This window comes from Bacteroides sp. PHL 2737 (genome assembly GCF_004115325.2).
Lineage (GTDB): Bacteria > Bacteroidota > Bacteroidia > Bacteroidales > Bacteroidaceae > Bacteroides > Bacteroides hominis.
Map to the genome: position 1 here is coordinate 965,715 of NZ_CP040630.1, position 14,116 is coordinate 979,830.

At 44.3% G+C, this 14,116-nt stretch carries 12 protein-coding genes and 1 tRNA gene; 12 read left to right on the forward strand and 1 reads right to left on the reverse strand.

The window, feature by feature from the left end; translation table 11 throughout:
- The first annotated feature begins 160 nt into the window (after positions 1-160).
- The 8 genes from metK to tyrS all read left to right on the forward strand — a co-directional run bounded on the left by metK (position 161) and on the right by tyrS (position 6,453).
- Positions 161-1,453 (forward strand): methionine adenosyltransferase, encoded by a 1,293-nt coding sequence (metK, locus tag DBK98_RS03995; RefSeq protein ID WP_005812398.1) that lies wholly within the window; start codon positions 161-163, stop codon positions 1,451-1,453.
- 139 nt (positions 1,454-1,592) lie between these two features.
- Entirely contained in the window at positions 1,593-2,180 is a 588-nt protein-coding gene (locus tag DBK98_RS04000; RefSeq protein WP_005812396.1) for a TIGR00730 family Rossman fold protein, read from the forward strand.
- Positions 2,177-3,004 carry a DUF4271 domain-containing protein gene (locus DBK98_RS04005; RefSeq protein WP_032535591.1) on the forward strand — a complete coding sequence of 276 codons (828 nt, stop codon included), beginning with the start codon at positions 2,177-2,179 and terminating at the stop codon, positions 3,002-3,004. The genes DBK98_RS04000 and DBK98_RS04005 overlap by 4 nt, the downstream gene beginning before the upstream one ends.
- 4 nt (positions 3,005-3,008) lie before the next feature.
- Positions 3,009-3,761 carry a uroporphyrinogen-III synthase gene (locus DBK98_RS04010; protein WP_005779700.1) on the forward strand — a complete coding sequence of 251 codons (753 nt, stop codon included), beginning with the start codon at positions 3,009-3,011 and terminating at the stop codon, positions 3,759-3,761.
- 91 nt (positions 3,762-3,852) lie between these two features.
- Positions 3,853-4,233: a ribonuclease P protein component gene (gene rnpA / locus DBK98_RS04015; RefSeq protein ID WP_005779698.1), complete on the forward strand. Its 381-nt coding sequence runs from the start codon at positions 3,853-3,855 to the stop codon at positions 4,231-4,233.
- Complete coding sequence (yidD, locus tag DBK98_RS04020) at positions 4,230-4,451, forward strand: membrane protein insertion efficiency factor YidD (RefSeq protein ID WP_005779696.1); 222 nt, start codon at positions 4,230-4,232, stop codon at positions 4,449-4,451. Before rnpA ends, yidD begins: the two co-directional genes overlap by 4 nt.
- A gap of 6 nt (positions 4,452-4,457) precedes the next feature.
- Positions 4,458-5,093, forward strand: a complete 636-nt coding sequence (locus DBK98_RS04025; protein WP_022012692.1) for a TatD family hydrolase — start codon at positions 4,458-4,460, stop codon at positions 5,091-5,093.
- A 67-nt stretch (positions 5,094-5,160) separates the two neighbouring features.
- Positions 5,161-6,453, forward strand: a complete 1,293-nt coding sequence (gene tyrS / locus DBK98_RS04030) for a tyrosine--tRNA ligase (protein WP_005779687.1) — start codon at positions 5,161-5,163, stop codon at positions 6,451-6,453.
- A gap of 140 nt (positions 6,454-6,593) precedes the next feature.
- Here tyrS and DBK98_RS04035 read toward each other — a convergent pair whose 3' ends face one another.
- The gene (locus tag DBK98_RS04035) at positions 6,594-9,866 is read right to left on the reverse strand and encodes a S41 family peptidase (RefSeq protein WP_032535592.1); all 3,273 of its coding nucleotides are present in this window, start codon (positions 9,864-9,866) and stop codon (positions 6,594-6,596) included.
- A 163-nt stretch (positions 9,867-10,029) separates the two neighbouring features.
- On the opposite strand from DBK98_RS04035, the gene DBK98_RS04040 reads away from it, so the two are divergent.
- The 4 genes from DBK98_RS04040 to DBK98_RS04055 all read left to right on the forward strand — a co-directional run bounded on the left by DBK98_RS04040 (position 10,030) and on the right by DBK98_RS04055 (position 14,110).
- Positions 10,030-10,100 (forward strand) — tRNA-Gln (locus tag DBK98_RS04040).
- A gap of 592 nt (positions 10,101-10,692) precedes the next feature.
- Entirely contained in the window at positions 10,693-12,273 is a 1,581-nt protein-coding gene (locus DBK98_RS04045; protein ID WP_032531388.1) for an arylsulfatase, read from the forward strand.
- A 131-nt stretch (positions 12,274-12,404) separates the two neighbouring features.
- A complete protein-coding gene (gene kduI / locus DBK98_RS04050) occupies positions 12,405-13,247 on the forward strand; it encodes a 5-dehydro-4-deoxy-D-glucuronate isomerase (RefSeq protein ID WP_005779680.1) in 843 nt (280 codons plus the stop codon).
- Between the two features lie 68 nt (positions 13,248-13,315).
- Positions 13,316-14,110 carry a gluconate 5-dehydrogenase gene (locus DBK98_RS04055; protein WP_005812384.1) on the forward strand — a complete coding sequence of 265 codons (795 nt, stop codon included), beginning with the start codon at positions 13,316-13,318 and terminating at the stop codon, positions 14,108-14,110.
- Positions 14,111-14,116 lie beyond the last annotated feature (6 nt).

A 14,116-nucleotide genomic window follows, 5' to 3' on the forward strand; every position in this document is an offset into this window, starting at 1 on the left:
ATTATCTACCTTTGCCAACGAAATGAAGTGTGGAAAGATTTGAGTAGCTTGCAACCACAGAAAAAAATGCTAAAACAACATTCCCTTCTGTATGCGTTTTCTACTCTTTTTGATTTCTGTCCGCATTCATAATTTATAATTCATAATTCATAATTTTATTATGGGATATTTATTCACATCCGAATCGGTGTCTGAAGGACACCCCGATAAAGTGGCCGATCAAATATCGGACGCTGTGCTTGACAAACTGTTGGCTTACGATCCCAGTTCGAAAGTAGCTTGCGAAACCTTAGTGACTACCGGACAGGTGGTACTTGCGGGAGAAGTGAAAACAGGTGCTTATGTTGATTTACAACTGATAGCACGTGAAGTGATCCAAAAGATTGGTTACACGAAAGGCGAATACATGTTCGAAAGTAATTCGTGCGGTGTATTTTCTGCCATTCATGAACAGAGTGCCGACATCAACCGTGGTGTAGAACGTGAGGACCCTATGAATCAGGGGGCAGGCGACCAGGGAATGATGTTTGGTTATGCAACCAACGAAACTGAGAACTATATGCCGTTGTCGCTTGACCTGGCACATAGAATACTTCTTGTATTGGCCGATATCCGCCGGGAAGGTAAAGAAATGACTTATCTTCGTCCGGATGCAAAGAGCCAGGTAACTATTGAATATGACGATAACGGTACTCCCGTGCGTATTGATACAATTGTTGTTTCAACACAGCATGATGAATTTGTATTGCCGGCTGATGGTTCTGCTGCTGCCCAACTGAAGGCGGATGAAGAGATGCTGGCGGTAATCCGGAAAGATGTGATTGAGGTATTGATGCCGCGTGTCATTGCGTCTATCAATCACCCGAAGGTTCTTGCCTTGTTCAATGATAATATTGTTTATCACGTAAATCCGACCGGTAAATTCGTTATTGGCGGTCCGCACGGAGATACAGGGTTAACCGGACGTAAGATTATTGTTGATACCTATGGTGGTAAAGGGGCTCACGGTGGTGGTGCTTTTTCTGGTAAAGATCCCAGTAAAGTAGACCGCAGTGCTGCTTATGCTGCTCGTCATATTGCTAAAAACCTTGTAGCTGCCGGTGTTGCCGACGAAATGTTGGTACAGGTTTCTTACGCTATCGGGGTGGCGCGTCCGATTAATATTTATGTAAATACATACGGCCGCAGTAATGTGAAAATGAGTGATGGTGAAATCGCCGAAAAGATTGATGAGTTGTTTGACCTCCGGCCAAAGGCTATTGAAGATCGCTTGAAACTCCGTTATCCGATTTACAGTGAAACGGCTGCTTACGGACACATGGGGCGTGAACCTCAGGTAGTGACTAAGCATTTCCACTCTCGTTATGAAGGTGACCGGACTATGGAGGTAGAGTTGTTTACATGGGAAAAACTTGACTATGTGGACAAAGTAAAAGAAGCTTTCGGTTTGTAATCAGCGTAGCTTTACAGCTATTTATTATAGGGGGCCGTACTTGTTTTTATCCCATATGGGGAGAAAACAAGGCGGCCTTCTTCTTTTCTCCTTGAAATTTGGTACTTTTGCATCGTGTTTAACCAAACCCATGCAAGAAATGAACCAAATAACTTCCGTATGTGTATATTGTGCTTCAAGTACGAAAATAGATCAGATTTATTTTGATGCAGCTGTGCGATTAGGACAGTTGTTGGCAACCCGGCATATCCGTTTGATAAATGGAGCGGGAAATATAGGGCTGATGCGGTCGGTGGCTGATGCCGTATTACAGAACGGAGGCGAAGTGACCGGAGTGATCCCTCACTTTATGGTAGAACAAGGATGGCATCATACCGGCCTGACGGAGCTTATCGAGGTGGACAGTATGCACGAACGTAAACGACTGATGGCTGAAAAGAGTGATGCTGTGATTGCATTGCCCGGAGGATGCGGGACCCTGGAAGAGTTACTTGAAATTATCACCTGGAAACAGTTGGGGCTTTATCTTCAACCGATCGTGATATTGAATACCAATGGCTTTTTCGATCCTTTGTTGACAATGCTCGACAAAGCCATAGACGGTAATTTCATGAGGAAACAGCATGGAGATATCTGGCATGTAGCCCATACTCCGGAAGAGGCTGTGGATCTGGTTTATTCAATACCCGTATGGGACAGTTCCATCCGTAAGTTTGCTGCTATATGATTTCTCCTCAGGACTCTGTCGGTGTGCAGGTGGCAGATACTTTGCCGCAGACCTTCCATGAAGCTTGTGTTCCGAAAGATACATTGGCGGCGGTTGATTTACAGACGGTGAGCGAGACAGTTACGGGAGTGGATGGCATATCGATCCCTTACTCTCCAAGGACGGATGACGGGTTGGCAATGATACTGCTGGGATGTTTCTTTATTTCTTCGTATGTATTGGTGCGCAGTAAGAAATTCCTGTTGCAACAAGTTAAAGATTTTATGTTGCATCGTGAAAGAACAAGTATTTTCGCTTCCTCTACAGCAGCTGATATGCGTTATCTGTTATTGTTGACTGTGCAGACTTGTGTTCTTGGAGGTGTATGTATCTTTAACTATTTTAATGATGTCCGGCCCTCACTGATGGAGCGCGTTTCGCCTCATGTGCTCTTGGGAGTTTATGTTGCTGTGTGCATATTCTATTTTTTATTCAAGTGGATTATATATTCGTTTTTGGGATGGGTGTTTTTTGACAAAAGTAAAACAGATATATGGCTGGAGTCTTATTCTACGCTGATTTACTACCTTGGATTTGCTTTATTTCCGTTTGTTTTGTTTCTGGTTTATTTTGATCTGAATGTTACCTTTTTAGTTTCAATTGGTTGCATTTTGGTAATTTTTACTAAAATATTGATGTTTTACAAGTGGCTAAAGCTTTTTTCCTGTAATATTTATGGGGTTTTCCTTTTAATTTTATACTTTTGTGCCCTTGAAATCATACCTTGTTTAATAGTCTATCAGGGTCTGATTCAGCTAAATAATGTTTTGATAATAAATTTTTAGGACGTTGAAAATTAAGAAAGTATTAGTGTCGCAGCCTAAGCCTGCTTCAGAGAAATCTCCTTATTACGACATTGCTGAAAAGTATGGTGTAAAAATAGATTTCCGCCCCTTCATCAAGGTTGAGAGCGTCTCTGCGAAAGAATTCAGACAACAGAAAGTATCGATTCTTGATCATACGGCTGTTATATTTACCTCACGCCATGCGATTGATCATTTCTTCCATTTATGTACGGAGTTACGTGTGACGATCCCTGAGACGATGAAGTATTTTTGTGTAACAGAAGCTGTTGCTCTTTACATTCAGAAATATGTGCAGTATCGTAAGCGTAAGATTTTCTTCGGAGCTACGGGTAAGATTGAAGATTTGATTCCTTCGATTGTGAAGCATAAAACAGAGAAATATCTCGTTCCGATGTCGGATGTACATAACGATGACGTGAAGAATCTGTTGGATAAGAATAATATTCAGCATACCGAATGCGTAATGTATCGTACTGTTAGTAACGACTTTATGGAAGGAGAGGAGTTTGATTATGACATGCTGGTATTCTTTAGCCCTGCGGGAGTTTCTTCATTAAAAAAGAACTTCCCTGATTTCGATCAGAAGGATATCAAGATCGGAACATTTGGATCGACAACAGCACAGGCTGTTCGTGATGCAGGACTTCGTCTGGATTTGGAAGCACCTAATGTGAAGTCTCCTTCAATGACGGCTGCTCTCGATTTGTTTATTAAGGAAAACAATAAAGGAAAATAAATGAAACGGTGAACAGCAAACGGTAAACAATGAACAGGCATATTTATCTGTAGCATTGTTTACTGTTTGTTGTTTGCCGTTTATAATTATTATGGCAAATACCCTGTGCAAGGCCGAAAGGCTGAATAGTAAGATTCTGATTGAGAAGATGTTTGCAGGCGGCTCTAAGTCGTTTTCCATCTTTCCGTTGCGTGTGGTGTATATGCCTGTGGAAAATCAGGATGCTCAGGCATCTGTTTTATTGAGCGTTTCGAAGAAACGATTTAAACGCGCGGTAAAGCGGAACAGGGTGAAACGCCAATTGCGTGAGGCGTACCGGTTGCATAAGCATCTACTATTGCAGACTTTAACCGATAAACAGCAACAGTTGGCTATTGCTTTCATCTATCTTTCGGACGAATTAACGTCCTCGGCCGAAATAGAGGAGAAAATGAAGACTCTGCTGGCCCGTATCAGCGAGAGATTGGTATGAAACGTCTGCTTTCATATATATTATTGCTTCCCATATACTTTTACAGGGCTTGTATTTCGCCTATGACCCCTCCTTCATGTCGTTTTACGCCTACTTGTTCGCAGTACGCTATTGAAGCGATTAAGAAACATGGTCCTTTTAAGGGGCTTTATCTTGCCGTCAGGCGGATACTTCGTTGTCATCCGTGGGGTGGATCTGGGTATGATCCCGTTCCTTAGTGATTTATGAATATTCTGGATATACATACACATCGGCTGCCTGCAGAACCGGGGCAGGCAATACAAAATTGTCAGCCGGCAGAATTTATTCCGCTGGCCGGTGCTTACTATTCTGTGGGGATTCATCCCTGGTACCTGACCCGTGAGAGTTTCGTCCGCCAGTGGGAACTGTTGTTGTCAGCTATCCATTCTCCTCAGGTTCTTGCAATTGGCGAAGTAGGTCTCGACAAGTTGGCACAGACGGACTATGTGTTGCAGCAAGAAGCATTTGAGAAGCAGGCTATACTTGCACACGAAATGGGATATCCGTTAGTAATTCATGCAGTGCGGTCAGCAGATGAAATTATCCGCTTTAAAAGGAAAATGCAGCCTTCTAACCCCTGGATTATACATGGTTTCCGCGGGAAAAAAGAATTGGCTCTGCAATATATCCGGGAGGGAATTTATCTTTCACTGGGAGAGAAGTATCAGGAGGAAGCGCTTCGACAGATACCTTCGGAATACTTGTTTCTGGAGACAGATGAAAGTCTGATAGATATCCATAGCCTTTATGAGCGAGCTGCTTTACTTCTGGAGATGCCTGTTTGCAAACTCATGCAACAAGTACAGCAAAACATTAATAACGTCTTTTTTAGGCAATAAGAGTTGCTTGTTCCGATAAAGAGTCGTACTTTTGCCCTAATTAAACTTTAAAACTTATTATCATTCGATGAATTTTGTAGAAGAACTAAGATGGCGTGGAATGGTGCATGACATGATGCCCGGCACAGAAGAGTTATTGGCGAAAGAACAGGTTACTGCTTATTTGGGTATTGATCCGACAGCCGATTCGTTGCATATCGGACACTTATGCGGTGTGATGATCTTGCGACACTTCCAGCGTTGCGGCCATAAACCATTGGCTTTGATTGGTGGTGCAACAGGTATGATTGGCGATCCTTCGGGTAAGTCGGCAGAACGTAATCTGCTCGATGAAGAGACTTTACGCCACAATCAGGCTTGTATCAAGAAGCAGCTGGCTAAGTTTTTGGACTTCGAATCTGATGTTCCTAATAGAGCCGAATTAGTGAACAACTATGATTGGATGAAGGAGTTCAGTTTCTTGGATTTTGTTCGTGAAGTGGGTAAACACATCACTGTAAACTACATGATGGCTAAGGAATCAGTAAAGAAGCGCCTGAACGGTGAAGCCCGTGACGGATTGTCGTTTACAGAGTTTACTTATCAGTTGTTGCAGGGTTATGACTTCCTTCACCTCTATGAAACCAAAGGATGTAAATTGCAGATGGGTGGTTCCGATCAGTGGGGAAATATCACTACCGGTACTGAGTTGATTCGCCGTACCAATGGTGGTGAGGCTTATGCACTGACATGTCCGTTGATTACCAAAGCTGACGGTGGAAAGTTTGGTAAGACAGAATCCGGTAATATCTGGTTGGATCCTCGTTATACATCTCCTTATAAATTCTATCAGTTCTGGCTCAATGTGAGTGACTCTGACGCAGAACGTTATATCAAGATATTTACTTCGCTTGATAAGGCAGAAATCGACGGGTTGGTTGCTGAACATAATGAAGCTCCGCATTTGAGAGCACTTCAGAAACGTTTGGCAAAGGAAGTAACTGTGATGGTTCATTCTGAAGAGGATTATAATGCTGCGGTAGATGCATCTAATATCTTGTTTGGCAATGCTACATCCGATGCGTTGAGAAAGCTGGACGAAGACACACTTCTGGCTGTGTTCGAAGGTGTTCCTCAATTTGAGATTTCACGTGATGCATTGACAGAGGGAGTGAAAGCAGTTGACCTGTTCGTTGACAATGCTGCTGTATTTGCTTCAAAAGGTGAAATGCGTAAACTGGTTCAGGGTGGCGGTGTTTCTTTGAATAAAGAGAAGTTGGCTGCTTTTGATCAGGTGATTACTACTGCTGATCTGCTTGATGAAAAGTATCTGTTGGTTCAGCGTGGTAAGAAAAACTATTATTTGATTATCGCTAAATAAGGAGTTTTCTTTTCCGCCTTTCATTCAGGGGGCGGGTTGAGTGAAACTTTAATATAAAAAAGAGGATGTCTCAAAAGGGGGTGCCATGTAATAGGCAAATTGACCCTGTGAGACATCCTTTTTCTTTGTGGAGTGGCAGATTAATGCTTGCCTGCTTTATCTGCCGGGAGTTCTTTCAGTAATTCTTCTACTGCCGTCTTCAATTGCGTATCTTCACCTTTGACGATTGTTTCCGGTGAGTTGGCAACTTTAATGTCCGGCTCCAACTGTGTGTTTTCCAGATAGCTTCCATCCGGGAGTCGATAGCCTATGACAGGAATACCGAATACCAGAGATGGGTCTTGCAGGCGTTCCCATGAAACACTGGTCATAGTTCCCGGTACGGGCATACCTACCAATTTACCCAATTTCTGGTGGCTGTATACCCATGGTGTACCGTGCGCATTCGAGTAATTGGCTTCACATGTCAGCATGATAGATGGTTTGTTCCATCGGCGGCTGGGCATATCGCATGCTTCGCGTCCGCGAACAACCTGAGTGAAATACTTCTTGCCGCTGAACAATACTTCGATATCTTCGTGAAGGCGGCCACCACCATTGAAACGGGTGTCTATAACGATACCTTCGCGGTTATTGTATTTTCCTAAAATATCCGAGTAGACGGAACGGAAACTGCCATCACCCATCGACTGTATGTGTACATATCCCAAACGTCCGTTGGACCATTTGTCTACATTGGCCGCCCGTTGTTTCACCCAGCGTTTGTAAAGCAGATTGTTGAGGGTTCCGTTGCCGACCGGGATTACTACTTCTTCCCACCGTTCACCGTTTTGCGGATTGTATAGCGAAACAAGCGTCTTCTTATTGGCTTTGTCATTCAGTAACGTCAGATAATCTGTTTCGGGAGTTATTGCCTGCCCGTTGATCTTTTCAATGACAGTTCCGGCTTTCACCTTCGAGCGGGCGTGATCGAACGGCCCTTTTTCAATCACTTCCATGATCAATGCACCTTTTCCTTTGTGATTCCAGTCTGTAAGCACTCCCAAACTGGCTGTGGCATCTCCCGGAATGGATGGAGAGAAGCGGCCGCCGGTATGCGATACATTCAGTTCACCCAGCCATTCGCTCAGCAATTCGGCAAAGTCGTAGTTGTTATTGATGTGCGGCAGGAATTTGCGGTAAGCAGCAGACATGGCATCCCAGTCTACTCCGTGCATGTTGGTGTTGTAGAAACGTTTCTGCTGCTGCTTATATACATGGTCGAACATATATTCTCGTTCTGCGGCTAAATCCATTTTCATCTCTGCTTTATAGCTGATCGGCTTCAGAGTCTCTCCGCTGAGGTCCATTTTCTGCATGGTGTTGCCTCCCAGGACAAACAGGGTTTTTCCTTCTTTGTCCATATTCATAGAAGCCCATCCGGCATTCATTTTATGAAGCAGCTTGGTCTCTTTTTTGCGGAGATCCATTTTCCATAGGTCAAATCCACCTTCGAATGCTGACAGATAGTAGAGGGTTTCACCGTCTTTTGAGATGATGGTACTGCCCAGATTCGAAGAATTGGGAGTGAGGCGGATGATACGGTCTTCGAGCCCATTCAGCTCCACTACGATGTTTTTTACCTCGTCTTTCTTTTCAGTCTCTGCTTTGGGATCTTTCTTTTTGTCTTTTTTCAGGTTAGCAGAAGCTTTTTCTTTATCCTTCTGTTGCTCCTTTTCCAGTTCTTTCTGCAATTCATAATCCTCTTTACTCAGACGGAACTTATCGAAAGCATCCTGATTGAGGAATACCAGCATGGCATCGTTTTGTGAACCCCAGGAAGCATGTGCACGCATCCCATATCGTTCGGTCGTGAACAAGATGGCATTGCCGTCCAGTGCCCAACGGGGAGATCCGCTCATGTAACCACTGTTAGTCAGGTTGATGATCGGGCTGCCACCCTGTGCACTCACTAATCCTATGTCTGAATATGGATCATGCCGGTTACCGATAAACTCGAGTGTGAACCATTTTCCGTCAGGTGACCATTGGTAGTCGAAATTTCCGTCGGTGCTGAACCAAGTGGATCCATCGGTGATCTGGCGAACCTTTTTCGTGTCTAAATTAACTACCATCAAGCGGTTGCGGTCCTCTATAAACGCCAGTTCTTTACCGTCCGGTGAGAATTGCGGATAAGCCCGTTCCACGGTTGTGGAGGGCAGTAACACTTTTTCTTCGATGATAGTGGCATTCGGGAAGTTGGCCTCCTCTTTACGGGCTATTTTAGCCAGGAAAAGTTGCCAGTTGCCGTTACGTTCGCTTGCGTAGGCCAAGGTACGGTTGTCCGGGGCGAAAGTGAGTCCGGCTTCGCGTGCAGGTGTTTGGGTGATTTGTTTTGTGGTGGCATAATCTGTCGAGGTCACAAATACTTCTCCCCGTACGATAAACGCAATCTGTTTTCCATCCGGCGATACGGTTCCCGATGTCGCTCCGTTTGTAAAAGTCAGGTCTGCTATTTTATCCTGATCATCGCGGACAATGTCTATGTCCGTTTTTTGTGGAGTGGCATTACCTTTTTGAGTATATATTTCCCCGTCATACGCATAGCATAATGTTCCGTCATGACTCATTGACAAGAAACGCACAGGATGTGTTTTGAAAGATGTCACCGTTTTAAGAGACTGTGTGTTGTCCAATGGGAAGTTGTAGACATTGAACGAGCCTTCGCGTTCACTTAATATATATACACTTTTTCCGTCCGGTGAAAGGATGGGGTTGCGGTCTTCTCCGGCGTGATTGGTCAGGTTGGTATGTTTTCCTGTTTGAGTGTTGTACATCCAGATGTCACGGGTGATGGACGAAGTGTGATGTTTCCGCCATTCATCTTCAAAACCTTTACGGTCCTGATAAAGGAAGAATTCCCCCGATGTTGCATAACAAACTGCTTCGGCCGGGGTGCCCAGCACCTGTTCCGTACGTCCTCCGTTTGCAGGGACCTTGTAGAGCTCTGTCATGGCTGTTGTCGGGAACATGGCGCTTTGTGCGGGATCCTGGATGGATGCTGAAAATAGAATATATTTTCCGTCCGGTGTAAAAGTTGAAGGGAGTTCGGATGCAGAATTGGTAGTCAGTCTTTGTGCCGTACCTCCTGTCGCCGGCATTATAAAAATGTCAAAATTGCCATTACGGTCACTGGCAAAAGCGATTTGCTTACTGTCCGGTGACCAAATCGGTGTGCATTCATACGATGGTTGTGTTGTAAGCTGGGTGGCTACCCCTCCTCCGGCAGGTACCTTGTAAATATCTCCTTTGTAACAGAATGCTATTTCTGTTCCGTCCGGCGAAATCTGTACGTCACGCATCCATAGCGGTGATGCGGCATTGCCGGTAAGCGTGGTGAGACCCAATGCAATGCATACAAAAAGTTTTCTCATACTTACTGAATTTATTCGTTTACTTTATTGATTTCTGTAAGTACAAAGGTAGCAATTAGCTGCGGCTAACGAGACTTATTATACAAAAAAGTCTAAAAAGATTTGGAAAATAACTTGCATGGCATTATCTTTGCATCGCTTTTTAACAGAAAGCGCATGAGCTTGTCCTATGGTGTAATGGTAGCACAACAGTTTTTGGTTCTGTTTGTCTAAGTTCGAATCTTGGTAGGACAACCCCCAAATGCCTTGGAAGTAAATTACTTCCAAGGCATTTTTCTTTTTGTATGGCCGAGTTTCCTTTAGGTCAGCTTGTATTATCCATCATCTCCTATTCATGTTATGCTATTTACCTTAATAATTAATTGAGATGGTACGTTCTTTATCTCGTCCTGTGTACGCAGGCTTATTAGCCCGTGTACCTGTGCCCATTAGCCTTGGTATGCGTGCCCATTGGCACGGGTATGCGGGACGAGATAGAGCCTTGACCATTTATATAAAAGATAGCAAGGAAAATGAAATACTTTTCAAGGTATAAATAGATAGGGAATTAACTTTATATGTCTATATAACAGCAGTTTACTATATGCTTTCTGCCAAAAATGGAGGGTGGAAGATGGAAGATAAGGGTGGAAGATTGATAGCCTAAAAAGACGATCTTCCACCATGATAAATTGCGGAATATCAGATGGTAAACTACAAAAAGGTGGAAGATGGAAGATGGAAATACTTTTTCCGTATGAGTGGGTAAATTGGGGAAAAAATTTTCTTCTTTCTCTTTCTTTTTGCCTATTTTTGCCTATTCGTTAATACTAAAATCTAATAATCAATGAAACGTCGCGATTTTCTGAAGTGTTCACTTGCTGTAGGAGCAGGCTTGGCAACCTCTCCGTTGACTTATGCATTTAATGGTGAAAACCAAGAGTCAAACAATGATTCGTCCGGCTCCTCTAAGGCTCCTGCCACAAAAGGAGGGAAACCACATATCATTTTTATTATGAGTGACCAGCATCGTGGAGATGCTTTACATTGCATGGGGAATAAAGCCGTCATTTCTCCTAACATAGATAAGTTGGCTCAGGAAGGCAGCTTGTTTGTATGTGGTTATAGTTCTGCCCCCAGTAGTACGCCCGCGCGTGCCGGCTTGCTTACGGGGATGTCTCCATGGCACCATGGGATGTTGGGGTATGGAAAGGTCGCTTCCAAATATAAATATGAAATGCCCCGGATGTTGCGCGATTTGGGCTACTATACTTTTGGAATAGGGAAGATGCACTGGTTTCCACAGAAAGCCTTGCATGGCTTTCATGCTACATTGGTAGACGAGAGCGGGCGTAGTGAAACCCGTGATTTTATTAGTGACTATCGGGAATGGTTTCAGTTGCAGGCGCCCGGGAAGAACCCGGATTTAACGGGAATCGGGTGGAACAATCATAATGCCGGAACTTATAAACTTGAGGAAAGATTACATCCTACGGCCTGGACGGGGCAAACAGCCTGTGAATTAATACGGAATTATGAAAGTGATCAGCCGCTGTTCCTGAAAGTCTCTTTTGCCCGCCCTCATAGTCCGTATGATCCTCCGAAGCGATATTTGGATATGTATGAAAAGGCAGATATCCCTGTACCGTTTGTTGGGGATTGGTGTGGAAAGTATGCTGAACGTAAAGATCCGGAAAAGGTTGCGAAAGACGCCCCTTTCGCGAATTTAGGAGAAGAATACGCTGTCAATTCCCGACGCCATTATTATGCGAATGTGACGTTTATTGATGATCAGATTGGGCAGATTATTCAGGCCCTGAAAGAGAAAGGAATGTACGAGAACGCAATTATTTGTTATACGGCCGACCACGGTGATATGTTGGGTGACCATTATCATTGGCGGAAAACCTATGCCTATGAAGGTTCGGCGAAGATTCCTTATATTATAAAATGGCCTTCTGCCATGACTACACAGGCTATTAAAGGAAAACGAATAGAACAGCCGGTAGAGTTACGTGATTTTTTGCCTACCTTCATCGAACTTGCAGGGGGAACGGTACCGGATGATATGGACGGCAAGTCTTTGGTTGCACTGGTTTCAGGAAATAATGATGGCTGGCGGAAATATATTGATCTGGAACATGCCACCTGCTATAGTGCCGATAATTATTGGTGTGCGCTTACTGACGGTAAAATGAAGTATATCTGGTTTATTCATACGGGCGAAGAGCAATTGTTCGATTTAAGTGCAGATCCCGGAGAACGGAAGAATCTTTTTGGAGACAGTCGTTATGCAGACCGGTTGGCTGAGATGCGTAAAGCAATGGTTTGTCACTTGCAAGAGAGGGGAACAGATTTTGTAAAAGATGGAAAGCTGGTAGTAAGAGATCAGACTTTACTTTATAGCCCTAATTATCCAAAAGATTAATGTTATTTATCTGTGCAGGATAATTGGGCGCAATTTATTCTCAAATCCCGTTTTCTTTTCTTATTTTTGTGTCGTGTACGCAAACGATGTTTGTCTGAGCGGCACCTAATGTAAACTTATAAATAAGAAATATGAAAACAAACTATGAGATTCGCTATGCTGCCCATCCGGAAGACGCAAGAAGCTATGACACCAAGAGAATCCGGAGAGATTTCCTGATAGAGAAGGTTTTTTCGGCCGATGAAGTGAATATGGTATACTCCATGTATGATCGTATGGTAGTGGGCGGAGCCATGCCGGTAAATGAAGTGTTGAAGTTGGAAGCTATCGATCCTTTGAAAGCTCCTTATTTCCTGACCCGTCGTGAAATGGGTATTTTCAATGTCGGAGGTCCCGGCGTTGTGAGAGCGGGGAATGCGATATTTCAGTTAGCTTATAAAGAGGCGCTTTATTTGGGTTCGGGCGATCGGGAAGTAACTTTTGAGAGTGTAGATGCCGCACATCCTGCTAAATTTTATTTTAATTCGCTGACCGCTCACCGCAATTATCCAGATAAGAAAGTAACGAAAGCCGATGCGGTGGTTGCTGAAATGGGTACGTTGGAAGGCTCGAATCACCGCAATATTAATAAGATGCTTGTAAACCAGGTGCTACCTACCTGCCAGTTGCAGATGGGAATGACCGAACTGGCTCCGGGGAGTGTGTGGAATACGATGCCCGCACATGTTCACAGCCGCCGTATGGAGGCTTATTTCTATTTTGAGGTACCGGAGGAGCATGCCGTATGCCATTTCATGGGTGAGGTTGACGAAACCCGTCATGTATGGATGAAGGGCGATCAGGCAGTATTGTCACCGGAATGGTCCATTCATTCGGCAGCGGCAACTCACAGTTACACTTTTATCTGGGGCATGGGGGGTGAGAACCTTGATTATGGTGACCAGGATTTTTCGTTAATCACGGACTTGAAATAAGGTGTTTGATATGAATATTTCTTTTTAGAGAATGGAAGTGAGATGAGTTTTTTTAAAACATTATAAGTATGGTAAACTTTTCATTAAAGGGCAAAGTGGCATGGGTCACGGGTGCATCTTACGGTATCGGTTTTGCGTTGGCTACTGCTTTCTCAGAGGCAGGCGCGAAGATCGTTTTTAATGACATCAGTCAGGAGCTGGTCGACAAGGGGCTGGCTGCATATAAGGAACTGGGGATTGAGGCCAGTGGATATGTGTGCGACGTCACGAGTGAGGAGCAGGTAAATGCTTTGGTTGCACGGATCGAGAAAGAGGTCGGAGTGGTTGATATTCTGGTAAATAATGCCGGTATCATTAAGCGCATCCCGATGTGTGAGATGACAGCGGAGCAGTTCCGGCAGGTGATTGACGTGGACCTGAATGCCCCGTTTATTGTGTCGAAAGCCGTGATTCCTTCAATGATTAAGAAGGGGCATGGAAAAATCATCAATATCTGTTCGATGATGAGTGAGCTGGGGCGTGAGACAGTATCTGCTTATGCCGCTGCCAAGGGCGGGCTGAAGATGCTCACCCGCAACATTGCGTCCGAGTATGGTGAGTTCAATATCCAGTGTAATGGCATTGGCCCGGGGTATATCGCCACACCTCAGACGGCGCCTTTGCGTGAAGTGCAGTCGGACGGTTCGCGCCATCCGTTCGACTCATTCATTATAGCCAAGACTCCTGCTGCCCGTTGGGGAACACCGGAAGACCTGATGGGACCGGCCGTATTCCTGGCTTCGGATGCTTCGAATTTCGTGAACGGTCATGTGCTTTATGTAGATGGCGGTATTTTGGCTTATATCGGTAAACAACCTAAATGAATCTGA